Raw genomic sequence first — 18,284 nt, 5'->3', positions numbered from 1 at the left:
CTCGCTGACACACGCTCACAGGCTGACTATGACTGCTGAATCCTCATCGATAGATGTCGCCCCGCACTGGTTGATGCGCCTGTTTGGCGCGCAAGCGGCCACCTTCTCGTTGGGTGACAAAGGGTTAGAGGTCAGGACCAAGAGCGGTGAGAACTACCTGATCGAGGCGACATCGCTGGCTAACGAGGCCACCTTCCGCGAGGGGATCGTTTTCTCCCGTTTGGTTCTGCAAACGGACTGTGGCGAAAAGGTGTTCCCTGGCCTGCGCAAGGCTGACGGTGAACGGCTATTTCACTGGCTGCGAGCGCACTGGTTACGCAAACTGGCGCCCGAGATAGAGCAGGTCGTTGGTAAAATCCGGGCCCTGCTGAACAAAGGCTATCCCCGCCAATCCCGGCTGGACGCGGCCAGGGTTATGGCCGAGCAAGCCCTGCAGCGTTTTCAGCGTGTGCCTGAGCCACAGTGGTGCAGCGATGTAGATGTCACCCCATTCAAGTGGCTGGCAGCGGTTACCCGGTGGCAGGAAGCGGACTGGGAAAAGCTGCGCAAGCAATACGTTGATCGGCAACTGGCGCGCAACAGCGCCTTCTTCGACACGGTAGAGAACCAGCCGCTGACCGAGCGCCAGCGCGTTGCCTGTGTCGTGGATGAAGATAACAACCTGGTGCTGGCGGGTGCCGGTACGGGCAAGACCAGCACCATGGTAGGCCGTGCAGGGTTCCTGATCGCAAGTGGGCAGGCCCGGGCAGAAGATATTCTGATGCTGGCTTTCGCCAACAAAGCGGCAAAGGAGATGCAGGAGCGCATCGATCACCGGCTGGGTAAGTGCGGTATCACCACCAGTACGTTTCACAAACTGGGTAAGACGATTATTGCCAAGGTAGAGGGCGAGCAGCCCTCCCTTTCACCCTTGGCGGAAGACGACAAGGCGCTGGCCTGGCAGGTGAGCCAGTGGTTCGAGCAGCATCTCAAGACTCCCGAGTACCAGCGGCTGGCGATTGATTATTTCCAGCACCACCTTTACCCGGAGGCGAACCCCTTTGAGTTCGCGTCAGAGGGGGAGTACTACGACTACATCCTAGCCAATGATATCCGCACCCTTAAAGGCGAGGCCGTTAAAAGCCTGGGTGAGTGCCTGGTGGCGAACTACCTGTTCAAGCAGGGCATCGCCTACCAGTATGAGCCTGCTTACGAGCACAAGACAGCCAGCCCCCTTTATCGCCAATACCAGCCGGATTTCTATCTGCCCGAGCAGGGTATCTACATCGAGTATTACGGTATCGACCGGCAGGGCGGTACCGCCCCCTATGTAGACCGCGAGCAGTACCACCAGGGTATGGCGTGGAAGCGCCAGTTGCATGCCGATAAAGGTACGCGCCTGGTGGAGCTGTACCACTATCAGTTAATGGAAGGTGGGTTGTTTGATGCCATCGACGCGCAGCTGGCCGCACTGGGTGTTCAGTACCAGGAATTGCCCCCGGAAGCGGTGCTCGAAACATTACGAGAATTTGGCGCAATCAACAGCTTTGCCGTACTGCTGGCCGATCTGCTGAAGCGCTACCGCGCTAATTGTTACGAGCAAGGGCAGGTGGAGGCTGCGATCAAGCGCGCGAAGAACCCGAAGCAGGTGGACGCTGCGCTGGCACTGCTGCGGCCCATTCTGGACGACTATCAGACCTTGTTGGATAGCGCCGGGCATATCGATTTCGATGACATGATTGGCAAGGCTATTGAGTACGTCCGCGAAGGGCGTTTCCGTAGCCCGTGGCGATATATTCTGGTGGATGAGTTCCAGGATATCTCTGAGGCGCGTGCCCGCTTGATCAGGTATCTGCGGGACTCTGCGCCGGAGTGCTCGTTATTCTGCGTGGGTGACGATTGGCAGGCTATTTACCGCTTCACCGGCAGTGATCTGAGCTTTACAACGGCATTTAGTGAACGGTTTGGCACGACCAAAGTAACGGCCCTCGATCTGACGTTCCGCTTCAATAACAGCATCAGCGATGTGGCGACGCGTTTCGTGCTGGCAAACCCGATCCAGGTCAGGAAGCAGCTTAATACGCTGCAAAAGGTTAAACGCCCTGCGGTATCCCTGCTCAGGGAAGACAACCGGCCCAAACCCGGCAACGAGGAGCCAAGCCGGCTGGAGAAGGTCGTTGCCCGCATCGCAGAAATTGCCGAGCCTGGGAGCAGTGTTTATCTGCTTGGGCGCTACGGCTTTAACTTGCCAGACAGAGGCGAACTGCGGCGACTCGCATCGAGTTTCCCTACGTTAGCGCTGGAGTGCCACACCATTCACGCTGCCAAAGGCAAAGAAGCGGATTACGTGGTGCTGCTCGGTCTGGAGACTGGCAAGCATGGTTTCCCCTCGCAGAAAACCACGCATCCGTTGCTGGAGGCATTGCTGCCGGCACAAGAGGATTTCCCTTATGCTGAGGAGCGTCGGCTGTTTTATGTGGCCCTTACCCGGGCAAGACAGCGTGCTTATCTGATCGCCGATATGGCCGTCGCGTCGGCTTTTGTTGTCGAGTTGTTGAAGAACGAATACGAGCTCGATCTGGACGAGTTCTCAACATCACTCAGCCAGCAATTGCTGCACATGCTCAAGTGCATCAAGTGTAAAACCGGCACCATGGTGTCACGGCAAAGCCAGTTTGGCCGGTTTTTTGGCTGCAATAAATTCCCGCTCTGCGCTCACAAGGAGCGCGGCTGCGCGCATTGCGACTCGCAAATGCGCCGCGCTGGGCGCTTCAAGGTTTGTATCAACCCAGACTGTCAGCGTTGGGTGCCTACGTGCCCGAAGTGTGGTGCGGAAATGACCCAGCGCAAGGGGCGAAATGGCGAGTTCTGGGGGTGCCGGAACTATCGGTCTGAGGGTGAGGGCTGCAGGCATACCGAAAACAGGATCATGTTCGATTCGGGTTTGCTGCTTGCAGGTAGTCATGAAAGTCGTTTTTAGAATCAAGCGCGAATATAGGGATATACGCTATGTCGGCACAGAAATACTCGGTTAACCAACACCTGATCGAAACCCTGCTGAGCTGGGTTAAATCCGGCGAGATCGCCATTCCGGAAATCCAGCGACCTTTTGTGTGGGATGCCACGAAGGTGCGTGACCTGATGGACAGCCTGTATCAGGGCTTTCCGGTGGGTTACATCATTGCCTGGCGCAACCCGACGGTGAAGCTGAAAGACGGCTCGCTGGCCGAGGGCAAGAAGGTGCTGATCGATGGTCAGCAGCGTGTCACGGCGCTGACCGCCGCCATCGCCGGGCAGCAGGTGGTCAACCAGGATTACCAGCAGGTGCGTATCCGCATCGCCTTCCACCCCATCGAAGAACGCTTCGAGGTGAGCAACCCGGCCATCGAGAAGGACAAAACCTGGCTGCCTGATATCGCCCCCATCGTTAACGGCGAGCAGCGGTCGTACAAGGTGGCGAGAGACTATCTGGAGCTAAATCCGGATGTGAAAGAAGATCTGGTTTTCGAGCGCCTGGACAGGCTGTGCGATATCACCAAGAAGCAGATCGGCCTGATCGAGCTGGCGGCGGATTTGGATATCGAGACGGTCACCGAGATCTTTATCCGCATCAACTCCAAGGGTGTGGTGCTGAGCCAGGCGGACTTTGTCATGTCGAAGATCGCTGCCAACGAGGAGTTCGACGGCAACACCCTGCGCAAGGCCATCGACTACTTCTGCCACCTGTCCATTGCGCCCGAGTTTTACGCGCACATTGAGAACAACGATAAGGCCTTCGTGCAGACCGACTACTTCCGCGCCATGCGTTGGTTGAAGAGTGAGAACGACGACCTCTACGACCCCAGCTACTCGGACATGCTGCGCGTGGCCTTCACCACCAAGTTCAACCGTGGTCGGCTGTCGGATCTGGTCGGGCTGCTCTCGGGCCGTAACTTCGAAACCCGCAGCTACGAGAAGGAAATCGAAGAAGCGTCCTTTAAGACCCTGAGCGAAGGAGTCAGGGAGTTCATCAATGAAACGCACTTCAAGCGCTTCCTGATGATCATTCGTTCGGCAGGCTATGTGGACAGCTCCATGATCGGCTCGGTCAACGCGCTGAACTTCGCCTATGTGCTGTACCTCAAGCTCAAGCGCGACTTGGGCAACAACCCCAACATCGAAAGCTGGGTGCGCCGCTGGTTCGTCATGTCGCTGCTAACGGGGCGCTACTCGGGTTCGCCGGAGTCGCGCTTCGACAAGGACATCAAGGCCGTACACGAGCGAGCGTTTGCTGACGTACTGGCTGATATCGAAGCGGCTGAACTGTCTGATGCCTTCTGGGACTTCGGTCTGCCGCAGGCGTTGAACACCTCTTCAGTGAACGCCCCGGCAATCAAGGTGTTCTGGGCCGCGCAGGCTAATCGGGGTGACAAGGGCTTCCTGTCCAAGGACATCACCGTGCGTGACATGCTTACGCATCACGGCGATATCCATCACATCTTCCCGAAGAACTTCCTCAAGCAGCGGGGGCTGCTCAGAAGCAAGTACAACCAGGTGGCCAACTACGTGTACGTGCAGCAGGAAGTGAACATCAAAATCGGCGACACCGCCCCGGCCGTTTATATGGCGAAGGTCTTTGACCAGTGTCAGCAAGGCGCAGCGCACTATGGTGCGATCATCAGCCTGGATGACCTTAAGGCCAACCTGGCGGCCAACTGCCTCCCGGATGACCTCGCTGCCTATCAGCCTGAGCAGTTCGAAACCTTCCTCACCGAACGCCGCCGGCTGATGGCGCAGAAGATCAAGCAGTATTACTGGGGGTTGTGATCGCAGCTGGGTAGGGCGAGCACGTCCTGAGTGGATGTCGGCTGTGCAAGAGGAAGGTTTCTGCGCGCAGGATTGGGGGAAGTCATGGGTGTAGTAGTCAGGTGCAACCAAAAAAGTAAGAAAATTTTCATATTGGTAAATAAGTTTATTGGTTTTCGGGTGGCGATCAAGTTATCTCAAACTTAACTTATTGATTAATATGAATTTATGCAGTTGGCATGCGTTTCGCTTATTCCTAATCGTACTGAATTATCACCAAGGGTGAAGATGGCCTTCCGTCGTGCCCACTTATGACAAGAATTTTTATGAATAGGAGGCTAGGTCATGGGTTTTGCCAAATACCAGGAAGACATCGTGAGTCGATATGTCGGTGATCTCGCGATGCGCTCCACCAAGGCGCCGGCTTCACTACCCAAGAAACCAAGCCTGAGTAAGAAGAATCAGCCTGATCAAAGGACAAAGAAGATGAGCAGTCTCAAAAAATTCGCTGTCGCCACGCCCCGGCCTCTCCCCGTGATCGTCTTGGCTGACACAAGTGGCAGCATGGGGGAGAACGGCAAGATCGAAGCGCTAAATGCTGCGATGAAGGAGATGGTCTCAACTTTCGCTCAAGAGAGTCGTCTGCGCGCCGAAATCCAAGTGGGCTTGATCACCTTCGGTGGAAAGGCGCAGATGCATCTACCGTTGGTTGCAGCGCATGGCGTAACTGGAGTCTCGGAATTTCAGGCTGCCGGTGCTACGCCGATGGGTGCGGCATTTGACCTCGCTCGTCAGTTGCTGGAAGACAAGGATCGCATCCCCTCTCGAGCCTATCGCCCCGTTTTGATTCTGTTGTCTGATGGACAACCGACCGACGACTGGGAGGGGCCTTTCAAGGCTCTTCGCGACTCCGAACGGGCACAAAAAGCGACCCGTCTTGCAATGGCGATTGGGCCGGATGCCGATGAAGCAATGCTGAAGGATTTTGCGAACGACGCAGAGGCTCCTATTTTCAAGGCCCACAACGCCCGGGACATCCACCGTTTCTTCCGTGCAGTGACCATGAGTGTGACCACTCGCACGGCAAGCCAAAATCCAGACGTCTCAACCGCATTCGTTGTCCCGCCCCCGGATGATGACGCGCTGGACCTCGACTTCCAATGAGGTTTATTGCCTGCGGCGCGAGCGTCATCGGCCCCCGACACCTGGATCTGGGCGAGCCAAATCAGGACGCGATGGTTCTCGCGGGTTGCCGTGGTGGCTGGATTGCAGCTGCAGCAGACGGTTTGGGATCGCGAGCACGTAGTGATCTGGGGGCACGTAGTGCCTGCCAAGTTACCCGGCGGATCTTGCGCGCCACATCGAGCAGTTTCGATCTGCCGGCAACGCTGCCCTTGATTCATCAGCAATGGCTTAAAGCGATTGGTCCGACAACTCCTCGGGACGCCGCGACCACGCTGCTGTTCGGCCGCGTGACAGATCAAGGCGAGGTCCATGCAGCCCAATTGGGTGATGGTCTTCTGTTGGTGAAATACGCGGGCGAGTTCCGTCGCGTCACGCCAGAGCGCACAGCCTATGGCAATCAGACTTGGGCACTTGAGTCCACACACCTGCAGGACAAATGGAGCTATACGAAAGGCCGGTTCACCGAGCCGGGTGATGGCGTTGTCCTGATGACAGATGGCGTGGCCGATGACCTCGAACCTGCCCATCTTGCCGACTTCTTTGATGCGCTTTATCAAGACGTGAGCACTCGGAATCGGCGCAGAGGCAGGCGCTGGTTGCAGTCTGAACTGAATGACTGGGCCACACCCTTACACAGCGACGACAAAACACTCGTGGCCATTTTTAGGACGTCTGAATGAGCACAGCAACACCAGAAGCGCCAAAGAAAAACAGGACGGTGCTGGACCAACATGGTCAGTCCTATGAGCTGACGGGGCGTATCGGAGAAGGCGGTCAAGGGATCGTTTGCACGACCAACTACCCCAACGTTCTCGTAAAAGTCGCGCGTGCAACCACAGAAGAAAAGCGAGTCAGTTGGACGAGCAAGATTCGCGCACTTATGCGTCAGCCACTTGAGGGCCTTCCAATCGCTCATCCACAAGCTCTCATTACGCAGCCGCAGCCCGGTTACGTCATGGAACTGATGGATGGACTGGCCCCAATGACTGAACTGATGCAGGTGGCGACGGACGCCTTGATGTCAGATGAAGGCCTATCCGGTTATGTGAAGACAGGTGGTCTGTTGCGCCGGTTGAAGATGCTCGCGCGACTGGCTCGGGTGCTGGCGGATCTGCATGGTCGAGGACTCGCCTATGGCGATCTTTCTCCTGCAAATGTTTTCGTATCCCAGTCACTAGAGTACGCCGAAGTCTGGTTGATCGACGCCGACAACGTTGCGAGTCAGTCGCGTGACGGTCAGCAAGGTGTATTCACCCCTGATTACGGGGCTCCAGAGATTCTGAGGGGAGAGTCCGGCATCAATACACTGACCGACAGCTGGAGTTTTGCGGTCATGGCGTATCGCATCCTCACGCTGGTTCACCCCCTCAAGGGGGACGTTGTGCTTGAAGGTGAGCCCGAGCGTGAAGAGGCGGCCCTCCGAGGCGAACTCCCTTGGGTAGATCACCCAGTTGATCGCAGCAACGCCTTGTCGATAGGACTTCCCCGCGAAATCACGCTCAATGCGCCACTGCGTGCGCTGTTTGAACGATGCTTCAATGCCGGGCTGAACAATCCGGGTGAGCGGCCAAGTCTGAATGAGTGGGCAGATGCATTCGAGGCTGCCACAGGCCATTGCGATCAATGCGAGTCTTGCGGCAGCACGTTTTTCTACACCTCGAAGCACATCTGTCCATTTTGCGATCACGCCCAGGACACGAATCGCACGATTCTCTTGCAGGAATATCACTATATGCCTCCGGATCTGCTCCGGGAGGGCTTGCCGGAAGATGTTCCAGAGTCGTTGATTCGAAAAGAGTGCTGGACTCGCACAGGCAAGGCGATGGTTTTGAGTATGAGCCCTGCCGAGTTAAAGACTTTGCCCTTGGGAACGTCTCTGTACGCGGATGCCCGTCCGCTATGCACTGTCGAACTTGCTAAGGATGGCTTGTGGATAGAGCCATCAGTCGGTACGCAAGTTTCCTTGCAAAGAGCATCTGACGACAAAGTCGTCGCGGTTGCGCGTCGGCAGCGGCTCAAGTCAGACAGTCGTTCAGGAGTGTCTTTCTGGCTCCACCTAGGCTCAGTAGAAGAAGAGCATGTCGTTTGGCGTTTCAACTGGTGAGGCAACGATGAAACTCTGCGACTTTCCTCTTCTGTCGGGTGAACTTGCCAAGTTCACATGTGACGACCTGGGAGCCGATTGGCAAATCGGTGAGGCCGTGTCAGTACAGGCACACGGTAATGACTATCTTCTCCGACAGGGCAACTCCGTTTGCGTCGGCAAAGTAGAAGGACGCCAAGATCGAACTGCGCTTCAGGTACAACGAGGCCTGACGTTGTGGGTGTTAAGACAACGGCATGGCGAGGTTCTCCACCTTCAATCGCTGGATTTGGTCGAGCAGATCCAGCTGGATATGGCGATTTCTGTTGATGAGGCCATTGCGGAGCAATTGGCCAGCAGGGGTGAGATTTCTGCTCCAGACGTACCCACTGCAGTTGGTTGGTTGAATGAGCAATTCATCTCAGCTGAAAAAGCACCGACCGCAGAAATGGATCGTGTTTTTCTTGGCCGTTTCGACAACGCTTCCGATGAGAGCTTCGTTCTCTTTGGTGCAGGCTGGCGCGGCAACGCCAAACGAGATGCTGGCGTACTGAAACTGATGAGCGTCACTCGTCTCAAGGGGGCTACAGCACGTGTAGCGATGGCCGTTGGCAAGATCTCGTTCCAAGATGCCAGTGTCGCCGTGCGTCTCCAGAGTACAGAGCAACGCGCACTTTTGGATGCCGCGCTGCGCGACAACGGCAGCTACCTACGTTTATGGCAAGAGTATGGTGCGCTCGAATGGGAGCAGGCTCGAGATTGTGCGAGGGAACTGGGTTCTCTTCGCTTCAAGAGTGCGGAGCTCGTCGAAGGTGAACTGTGGGCCTGGTTTCTAAAAGTTGATGCGGATCACCTAAGGGATTTCCGGAAACGATGGAAAGCTTTGGGGCTGGCAAACACAACGCAAGTGGAGCTTGGGGATCGGGAGCTTGATCTTGATTCCGAGGTTGAAGACGTGCCGGGCAGAGCTGACCGAGCACGCCGTCGCCCGGTTCGTGGTGTATTGCGGTTCGAGCGGGATGGCGTGGTCTTGGTTCCGAGCCAGGACCGGCGCTCAGAACGTCCCCCAACCAAGGGGTTTATCTACTACTCACTATCGGGTGATGAAGCCGTACAGACCCGTCGTGCACGCGCAAGGCAATCTATCAATGAAGGACGGCGACTGCCGCAACTGAGCTACTTGCTGGAAGGGGTGGCTCCGCCAAGCGCCCGGCGACGTCAGCTCGACGGCTTATCCACCTACGCCAAATCTTGCTTCAAGGGTGTTCCGACCAAGCGGCAGATTGAGGCGCTGGAGAAGGCGATCAATACACCTGATATCGCACTTATCGTTGGCCCACCAGGAACGGGTAAGACTCAGGTTATTGCAGCTTTGCAGCGGCGCCTTGCCGAAACACTCGGTGAAAACTCGCTGCAGCACCAAGTGCTGATTAGCAGTTACCAGCACGATGCGGTCGATAACGCCCTGAATCGTGCAGAAGTCTTTGGCTTGCCTGCCGTTCGAATTGGCGGTCGAGGGCGCCGTGACGAAGGCGGTGTCGACCCCGTTGGTGTTTGGTGTGAACGCAAACAGAAAGAAATCTCTGTTCGACTCGACGCGATTCGGCTGAATGAGCCGCTGACTCAACCATTGGAAGAGCTGGATCGACGTATCACAGCATTGAGACTCGCGAGCATGTCGGCACAGGAACGTCAAACACAGTTCGAGCAAATTGATGTCCTTTTGCGTCAGCTGTTCGATCTTGACGTTCGTCTCCCGGCCCAAATTAAGGACCGATGGGATGAGTTTCTTGCCCAGCAGAAGAGAGTCGAAACCCAGCGTCAGGCCAATGAGCCTGCTGGGCTTGTGCGCTTGCTGAGGGCTCTGCGCACCAGTTCTATCGGGTTCGCCGACGACGGGCCGGACAGAGCTCATCAGCTTGAGCGCACGCTGCGGCGCAGCAACGTCAAACTTCAAGATTCGGAATGGAGTTTGCTCCAGCGACTTTCAACGGTTGCCGATGCCACTGAAGCAGATCTTGCTGAATTGGCTGCGTTTAAGCTGTCCATGCTGGATCGATTGAGCCCCGATTACAGGCCCCCACAGCTAAAGCAAGCGCTGAGCGGCGAAGCACTTGGTCTCTTGGCCGACATCGAGCACGCAATCGACGCGCCTTTGCGTCAATCTCGCCGTGGCATCTCTGCGGTAGTGGCCTCGTACCACGCGGCACTGTCCCAAGCCCCCAATGAGGCAGCGAGAGCGGTCCGCGAGTACGCCAGCATTGTCGGTGCGACCTGCCAGCAGTCAGCTGGTAAGGCGATGAGTAGTTTGAAAGAGTTGAGCGACCTAGATGCATCAGAAGGAATTGAGTTCGACACGGTTGTCATCGACGAAGCCGCCAGGGCAAACCCTCTAGACCTTTTCGTTCCTATGGCGATGGCGCGGCGTCGCATCATCCTGGTCGGCGACCATCGACAACTACCTCACCTTGTTCAGCGAGAGTTGGAAGACGAACTCATTTCGAGACAAAGCCTGACTGAGGCTCAAGCGAAGGCGTATGAGCAGAGTCTTTTTGAGCGGCTGGTGAAGCAGCTTAGGGAGCAAGAGAAAGTCGACAACATCAAGCGCGTCGTGATGCTCGATACGCAGTACAGAATGCATCCGACACTGGGCGACTTCATCAGCAAACAGTTCTATGAATCTGAGGGATTGGACGTCTTGCACTCGGGGCGACCTGCGGAGGATTTCGCTCACACGATTCCTGGCTACCAAGGCAAATGTGCGGCTTGGTTGGATGTGTCTCTGCAGGACGGGAAAGAAAGATTCCTAAAACCCGGTTATGAAAGACGTGCGGAGGCAATTTCTATTGCAAAAGAGGTTAAGCGGATTGCAGATTCTTGTGGGCCGTCGCTGAGCATTGGGGTCATCAGTTTCTACCGCGCCCAGTGTGACCTGATACTTGATGCACTGGCTGACGAGGGCTTGGCAGAGGAAGAGGATGGGGAAATCCGTATCGCGCGCTCCTACCGGCAGACTGAATCAGGTGATGAGCGACTGCGCGTCGGCACGGTTGACGCGTTTCAAGGCAAAGAGTTTGACCTCGTCTTCCTGTCCGTAGTGCGTGCTAACGACGTGGTGATTCCCGATCAGAAGGAAGGGGAAGAGCGCGAACGATTACTAAACAGCAAGTATGGACACTTGCGGTTGGCAAATCGCATGAACGTGGCGATGAGTCGCCAGAGGAAGCTCCTCGTCGCCGTCGGTGCCAAACACATGGCCGAAGGGCCCGAGTCCGAGGAAGGGGTCCCGGCTCTGGCTGCATTCCTCAAGCTTTGCAGAGAGGAGATGGCGCATGGCCGCTAACCGCTATCTTCGCTTCGATGTCCGTCGCCCCCCGGGTGGGCGGCCGCTTCTGTGGCCTGTCCGCGTTTGGAAGGTCCTTTATCCAACAAATCGTGTCCTCAAGTTGAACCTGTTCCAGCAGGCGATCCTTGGACTGGCAAGGGCCAGATGCCAAGACAGTTCGGAAATGGCTGAGTTGCTGAGGCTGGACCAAGAGCTGGTGGCCTTCATCATTGCAACTCAACTGATCCCGAATGGCTGGATGAACACCTCGGGATCAGTCACCTCTCAAGGTGAGCGTGTCCTCGAAGAGGCTCAGGATGCCAGCGAGGAAGTCCGCATGGGGTACGCATATCAGGACGCGATTTCGGGGAACTGGCTGCCGCGATTCACTGAAGAACTTCCAGAGATCGAAGCGAAGCGAGTCGATGAACGTGGTTTCCCCGTGTTCCTGCGAGACCTCGATTCCGGAAAGGAGGATCGCCCGTTCCGCCTCAATCACTTCCGAGAGGGCGTACTGGACACAGCGGCCATCTTTGATGCGTTTCAGCGCTATCGGACGGATCACGACCATGCCAAACAGCGTGATGACGAGCTTTCGGCACGTGTCCGGATTGAGAGCCTGAGCTTTGTCGAAGATTCGGCGCAGCCGATGTGGTTGTGGACATGGATTTTTCCCGACGAGGCTGGGCCACAACCCTGGTTGGTTGCAGATCCATTCGGGTTGCAGCGGGCTGCGTCGTGGTTACGCAAACCCCTGCAGGAAGTCTTGCCGCGAAACGATGCACTTGCAAGATACATCGCTGACGCGGTAGGCGAGACGAGATCGAACGATTTGTCGGCAGAGGAGTGGCTCCGATCCCTGGAGAATCAGATCGACTTGACACTGCTTGCTGACTACAACTGGTCGCGGAAGGTGCCGATTGTTGAGGGATACCTCGCCAGCGTTCTGAGACGAAGGTCCGTGCTGGCTAGTCAGGAGAGGTCTTGGCAGGAGGATGTGACTAGCCTTCTCATTGAGACTCACAACCTGGCAGAAAGCGTACTGCAGTGGCTGTTGAATGCATACCCATCGGACATTCGTAGATTGCCGCACTGGAAAGACCAGAGGGATTGGAAAGATGGGGAAGCGCAATATTACCTCCAGTTCCTCAACCTTCCTTGCCTCACCGATGACGTAATCAAGCGTTTGTCTCAGCAGCGCCTAGATCAGGTGCGCACAGCGGTAAAGCGCGGTACCAGTTCGCTCAAGGCGTTGTTGTTTGCAGGACTTCTAGGGACAGTGGATCAAGCATCACACCCCTTCCTCAAGCTATCCGCTGATGAGCTTCGACTGACTCGTCTACTTGATATGGCAGATGCTCGCAACAAAAAAGCCGGGCATTCAGGTAGCGAGAGAATCGATAGAGAAGAAGCTATGGAACACGCTGACTTTGTCATCGAATGGGTTCAAATTTTTAAGGGCTGGTATTGAAATGGCAAAACACAATAAGGGGAACAAAGCCCCAGTCGCGCAAAACGCAAATACTGCACAAAGTCCGGTCGCATCGGCATGGCAGAAAGCAACTGCTGGAATTGGCTCCCTTGCATCGCTGGTGCAAGGCGATGCTTCCGCTGTGGCACTCCCTGACTTGGAGAAAGGTCAGGTCAGCGAGTTGGATAAGGTAGAGCCCGAGAAAAAAATCGAGCTCGAGAGGTTGCTGGCGGATATCTCTGATGCCGCAAAGAGAGTTCGTGATCTACATGAAGACGCACAGAAGCGCACCGATGACCTGGCTCGCAAGGAGGAGGCATTCTCCCGCCGAAGCGATGAGAACAAGAAGCGAACCGAAGAGATCAACAAACTCGACGAAGAGTTGAAGCAAAGACAAGTTGAGATAAAAAAGTCCGAATCAAGTTTGGCCGATAAGGAGCGTGAGCTTGAGAAGCGAGAACTGGATGCGCGTTCCGGTTTTGCCGCCCAAAACGTGGCCGCACTCAGTGATCTCAAGAAAGAAATCGTGGAGCTTGAGTCTAGGAAGACTGAGATTCAACTCGGCATCCTTCAAGCGGAGCAGAAAGCACGTGACGATGAGTCCGCGCGCGCATCCGAAGTGATGGAACGTGAAGCGGAGACTGCAAACAAGGAGAGAGGTCTACAGCAAAAACAGCGGCAACTGGATGCTGAGTGGAAAGAGCTAGAGCGTGAGCGGGCACAGATCCGCGAAGATGCACTTCGCGAGGCCAGTCAGGAAATTGCCAGATTGACCGATGCCCGACTACGCGCAGAGGCACGCCTTGAAAAGGTTTACCGCGATTGGACATCGACTGAACAGAAACTAGAGCAATACCGGGAGTTCTCAGAAGCTTTGGCGGGGAGGTCTGCCCGCGAGATACTCGACGAGTTGGCTGCCCAAAAACGTCGTGTCACTCAATTGGAAAATCAAATTGTAAACAGCCAGGATGATCAGTTGCAATTTGAGAACCAGGCGCTGCGAAAGCTCCGTGATGAGCAAAAGGCTCAACTCGACGAGGTTCATTTGGATTTGGCTGATGCAAAAGCTCAGCTTCATCGCCTCCGCCTCGGCGTGAGTGACAAAGAGAATCTGGAAAAAGAAAAGCGCGCTCTGGAAAAGAACAATCAGATCTTGAGTGCAAGGCTCAATGACTTGGGCAAAACGGTAGATGACCTAACCCAGTCACAGCAATCTGAGAAGCCGTTCCCTCAAATGGCATGGATGGATTCCGCATCCACTGCCGATTGGATCAAGGATCGCAAGGCCAAGGAGTTGAGCCTGCCGGAGCAAGACGTTCCTGATCTGAAAAAATTCTCGGTTGAATTGCGGCACCGGATCGCTCAAGCGGAGGAAGGTACAGAACTTCATTTTGATCTCGAAGTTATTCAGTTATTGATTGCCGGATTGGCCATGAGCCCGCTTCACATCTTTCAGGGAATTAGCGGCACGGGCAAAACGAGCCTGGCAAAGGCGTTCGCCAAGGCCGTGGGAGGGCATTGCACTGACATTGCTGTCCAAGCTGGCTGGCGAGATCGTGACGATCTACTGGGGCACTATAACGCTTTCGAAAAGCGCTTCTATGAGCGCGACTGCCTGCAAGGCCTCTACCGTGCGCAAACCGCAGCTTACAAGAACCGGTGCAACATCATCTTGCTGGACGAGATGAACCTGTCGCGCCCGGAGCAGTATTTTGCTGAATTCCTCTCAGCGCTCGAAAAGAATGACCCAAATGATCGATTGATCAGTTTATCGGAGAGCCAGTTGCCGAACGCGCCAGCGATGTTGGTCGAGGGGCGAAAGATTCGGATTCCTCACAACGTCTGGTTTGTAGGCACTGCTAACCACGATGAAACCACGAACGAGTTCGCTGACAAAACCTACGACCGTGCTCATGTCATGACGCTTCCCCGCCACGAAGCGAAATTCAAGTTGGAAACAAAGCCGAAGGCCAGCTTTAGCTATGAATCATTGATGGAGCGTTTCGGTGCTGCTGTGGAACAAAACGCTGATGAGGTTTCAGAGTTGTTGGAGGAGTTGACCACGGGTCCACTCACGAGCATCTTGCAGGATCGCTTTGACCAGAGTTGGGGCAATCGACTCGAACGTCAGGCCATGCGATTTGTCACTGTTTACATGGCTGCCGGCGGTCGCAAAGAAGATGCTCTGGACCATTTGCTTGCCAGCAGAATACTCAGGCGCGGTAAGGTCACAGAAAGATTCGATAAGACCATCGATGATTTGACCGCCGTCGAACATGCGCTTACGACTGTTTGGAAAGGATGGCAATCTGAGCCTCGCCGTTCTATGGACTTGCTGGCTCAAGACCGTCGCCGTAAGGAACGTGTGGCATGATATTTCTGGATCGCCTTACGGGTAACAAATTCAGCCGCCTACCCGAAGCGCTTCTACCGGGGCGTTACTGCTTGCTTGAGCCACTCGTGGTCAATGGACACAGCTGCTTGCAGCCCGGTGATCTGCTCGCGGATGATGGCTCGGGCATCCTCCGGGTCCAAGACACTGAATCCCGGATGCTCGCTATCGATCAGTCTGACGACGATCAGGCGGTCTCCGACCTGTCTGCAGAGGCGATTATTTCCATCGCCGGCAAAATCGCTCACGCACATGGTGCAAATGTCTCGCCCTTGCTGCCCTCTGAGATGGCCGACCAATGCGCGCTCGAAGAACTCGAGCGCGACTTGGCGGTGGTACTCAAAAATGGTCATCTGCATTCAATATCAGACCGCCCCCGCAGAGACCTTCGATATGACGACTTGGTTGCGCCAGTGGCGCGAGCTCGACGGCTCGCGACTTCAGCATTAAGTCACCTCGCATCACACTCGGATTGCTGGCAGCAGCGAACGCTCAGCGGTGTGCAACCGCGCAAGGTTCTTGCACGTTTCAGCGAGGACGACTATGCCATCTATGAGAACAGGCTCTACAAGCGGTTATTGGATCGCCTAGATCGACACCTTGCCAGGAGATTGGCTCGCATCCGCGGAGTCAATTCACGACTGGAGCGAGCTTTGGAGTTCCAAGACTCTGAGCAGACGCATTTTCGACTTCGCCAGGATATTTGTCGCCTTTGGGGCGAGTCATATCTTGATGACAGGACTGGGATGCAGTTGGAGGCAGGAAAGCGTGCCCTCAGCGATTTGGAGTCCCATTTGCGCGCAATCAGAGGTTTGAAGCAAAGGGGGCTTTATTCGCTCGTGCCTCCTGCATCTGTGGTTCCTGCCCAAGTTCACCGGACAAACATTCTCAACCACGATCCGCACTATCGCCATCTGCCCCCGCTTTGGGAGAAGTTGAAAGATGATCGAGAAGGTCGGCTCTTACCCCCGGAAGAACGCTTGGCGCGGCAAATGCAATTTCAACTGGCGTATGTCAGTTACGTTGGTCTTGTGATCAGGCGTGCGCTTGAACGGTATGGCCTGCGCAGGGTTGATGGAAATTACGTCTTCAGTTGGGCAGGACGGAGTTTCGTACTCCGGCATGATGTACATGATTGGGTCGTAACTCAGTCAGAGGGATCTACCTTGAGGATCGTACCGATTGCCTGGTTCGGCGCGTCAATAAATATCAGTGAGAGTCTGGCGCCTGGTCGCATCGTGTGTTGGCCAGGCGGGCCAACCAGTGTCGCATCGCCGCAGAGTCTTCCTGTCTCTCCGCTGGACCTTTATGTCGTGGAGAAGGTGGGGAAGTTGATCGATGAGTGGATGTTGCGGCAATTGCTCCAAGGTCATGGCCGAAAATTGGGGCCGTTGCCCACACCGGCCAAAAGGCTAACCGAGGCTTGGCCAGAACAGTTTGAATCTATTTCGTCTACCCATGTCAGGCTCCTCGCGCCAGTCGATGCTCAGAAAGCAGCCGAACTGAAGGCTTCACTCAAAGGTTCAGCTAACTCGCAAGTAGTTGATGCCGTCGGGGATGCCATTGAACAGATCTCAGCATTCGCCCAACTTTGTGGGCATCCGGCTCGATTCGAGCGCGGGCAGCAGCAGGACTTCTACTGTAAATGCGAAACATGTCAGGCAACTTGGTCGCTCAAGACCACAGGCAAACGGCGACACTTCGCTATGCGACCGAAGGGAGCATCCGCTATTCCAGAAGAGGACGGGTTTCTTTGGTCTGGGAGGGATTGGATTGGATTCGATTTGAGTTCAGAAAAGTGACAGTAGCCAAGTCGCCGAATCCGCACAGGCTGGTAGTGCTGCTCCAGACTCGGCTACCCAGCGTGAGCATCTTCAGCGCTTTAGGCAGCGCTGCAACTTTGACCGCCATCAGCTAGTACTCAAAACCCTCGCTCGCAAAATAGGGGGGCCAGACTTTGAGGCACGGTTTAGGCACAGAATTGGCACAGCCCGAAAATGAGTCGGCAAGGAGCGCTGCGGGCAGTACTCACCATAATCTGAGTATCCGCATGGAGATCAATTTTGAGAGATTAGCCAATTCGGGATCTGGATTGGCTGAGCCTTAGGAAAAGGCTTTTAAATCATACGGTTATGGCGCACCAGGCGGGATTCGAACCCACGACCCCCGCCTTCGGAGGGCGGTACTCTATCCAGCTGAGCTACTGGTGCGTATGTGTTGCGGCGGTCTATTTGACCATTAGCTGACACCCTTCTCAACTCGACGAGTATTGCCTTCGGAGGGCAGTACTCTATCCAGCTGAGCTACGAGTGCAACGCGGGCGCCATGATACCCATCTTGGGGTATGACGTCCATCGCCTTGATCTTGGGCCGTTTTCCCCCGCACCCCGGACTATCCATATTCGATAACGGTATTTCACCACCCAGCCTTAGATCGCCTAACCTCTCGTTACAACTTGTTATAACAAGTCCTCGAACAAGCGAAGAGAACCATGGCCGAACTGCTCCCCCTGTCCCCGGTACCGCTGTATTCCCAGCTCAAGGAAGTGTTGCGCGAGCGCATTCTGGACGGCACCTACCCACCGCACAGTCGCATGCCGTCGGAGAGCGAGCTGGGCAAGGCGTTCGAGGTCAGCCGGATCACCGTGCGCCAGGCGCTGGGGGACCTGCAGAAGGAAGGGCTGATCTTCAAGATCCACGGCAAGGGCACCTTCGTCGCCAAGCCCAAGGCGTTCCAGAACGTCAGCACCTTGCAGGGCCTGGCCGAATCCATGACGCAGATGGGGTACGAGGTGATCAACCGCCTGCGCAGCCTGCGCCATGTACCGGCCAATGCGCTGGTGGCAGCCCGCTTGCAGATCGAGGAGGGCGCGCCGGTGACCGAGATCCGCCGCGTGCGCCTGATCAACCGCGAGCCGGTGTCGCTGGAGCTGACCTGGCTGCCCCGCGCCGTCGGCGAGAAGCTGGAGAAGGCCGACCTGGTCACCCGCGACATCTTCCTGGTGCTGGAGAACGACTGCGGCATCGCCCTAGGCCACGCCGACCTGGCGATCGATGCCGTGCT

The 18,284-nt window shown here is 55.8% G+C and carries 10 protein-coding genes and 1 tRNA gene; 10 read left to right on the top strand and 1 reads right to left on the bottom strand.

Features of this window, described 5'->3' with window-relative positions; genetic code table 11:
• The first annotated feature begins 28 nt into the window (after window positions 1–28).
• The 9 genes from N7650_RS26890 to N7650_RS26850 all read left to right on the top strand — a co-directional run bounded on the left by N7650_RS26890 (window position 29) and on the right by N7650_RS26850 (window position 17,022).
• Window positions 29–2,959 carry a UvrD-helicase domain-containing protein gene (locus N7650_RS26890; protein ID WP_023131683.1) on the top strand — a complete coding sequence of 977 codons (2,931 nt, stop codon included), beginning with the start codon at window positions 29–31 and terminating at the stop codon, window positions 2,957–2,959.
• 29 nt (window positions 2,960–2,988) lie between these two features.
• Complete coding sequence (locus N7650_RS26885; protein ID WP_023124959.1) at window positions 2,989–4,785, top strand: DUF262 domain-containing protein; 1,797 nt, start codon at window positions 2,989–2,991, stop codon at window positions 4,783–4,785.
• A 324-nt stretch (window positions 4,786–5,109) separates the two neighbouring features.
• The gene (locus N7650_RS26880) at window positions 5,110–5,928 is read left to right on the top strand and encodes a VWA domain-containing protein (RefSeq protein WP_023083519.1); all 819 of its coding nucleotides are present in this window, start codon (window positions 5,110–5,112) and stop codon (window positions 5,926–5,928) included.
• Window positions 5,925–6,629: a PP2C family serine/threonine-protein phosphatase gene (locus N7650_RS26875; RefSeq protein WP_023083518.1), complete on the top strand. Its 705-nt coding sequence runs from the start codon at window positions 5,925–5,927 to the stop codon at window positions 6,627–6,629. The genes N7650_RS26880 and N7650_RS26875 overlap by 4 nt, the downstream gene beginning before the upstream one ends.
• On the top strand, window positions 6,626–8,053 hold the full coding sequence (locus N7650_RS26870; protein WP_023083517.1) for a protein kinase: 1,428 nt from the start codon (window positions 6,626–6,628) through the stop codon (window positions 8,051–8,053). The genes N7650_RS26875 and N7650_RS26870 overlap by 4 nt, the downstream gene beginning before the upstream one ends.
• Window positions 8,028–11,375 carry an AAA domain-containing protein gene (locus N7650_RS26865; protein WP_079276695.1) on the top strand — a complete coding sequence of 1,116 codons (3,348 nt, stop codon included), beginning with the start codon at window positions 8,028–8,030 and terminating at the stop codon, window positions 11,373–11,375. The genes N7650_RS26870 and N7650_RS26865 overlap by 26 nt, the downstream gene beginning before the upstream one ends.
• Window positions 11,365–12,828, top strand: coding sequence for a hypothetical protein (locus tag N7650_RS26860; protein WP_023083515.1), 1,464 nt, complete (start codon window positions 11,365–11,367; stop codon window positions 12,826–12,828). The genes N7650_RS26865 and N7650_RS26860 overlap by 11 nt, the downstream gene beginning before the upstream one ends.
• On the top strand, window positions 12,713–15,202 hold the full coding sequence (locus tag N7650_RS26855) for an AAA family ATPase (protein ID WP_108697062.1): 2,490 nt from the start codon (window positions 12,713–12,715) through the stop codon (window positions 15,200–15,202). The genes N7650_RS26860 and N7650_RS26855 overlap by 116 nt, the downstream gene beginning before the upstream one ends.
• Window positions 15,199–17,022 carry a DUF2357 domain-containing protein gene (locus N7650_RS26850; protein WP_023083513.1) on the top strand — a complete coding sequence of 608 codons (1,824 nt, stop codon included), beginning with the start codon at window positions 15,199–15,201 and terminating at the stop codon, window positions 17,020–17,022. The genes N7650_RS26855 and N7650_RS26850 overlap by 4 nt, the downstream gene beginning before the upstream one ends.
• A gap of 331 nt (window positions 17,023–17,353) precedes the next feature.
• Here the strand turns inward: N7650_RS26850 and N7650_RS26845 are convergent.
• Window positions 17,354–17,430: transfer RNA gene (locus tag N7650_RS26845), tRNA-Arg, on the bottom strand.
• A gap of 282 nt (window positions 17,431–17,712) precedes the next feature.
• Between N7650_RS26845 and N7650_RS26840 the strand changes: the two genes are divergently transcribed.
• The coding region (locus N7650_RS26840) for a GntR family transcriptional regulator (RefSeq protein WP_279900769.1) at window positions 17,713–18,284 on the top strand (572 nt) is incomplete at its 3' end.

It is taken from the genome of Pseudomonas sp. GD04058, assembly GCF_029836855.1.
Taxonomy (GTDB): Bacteria; Pseudomonadota; Gammaproteobacteria; order Pseudomonadales; family Pseudomonadaceae; genus Aquipseudomonas; species Aquipseudomonas bharatica.
Note: the sequence above shows the minus strand (reverse complement) of the source record. Positions and strands in the feature narration are given on the sequence as shown.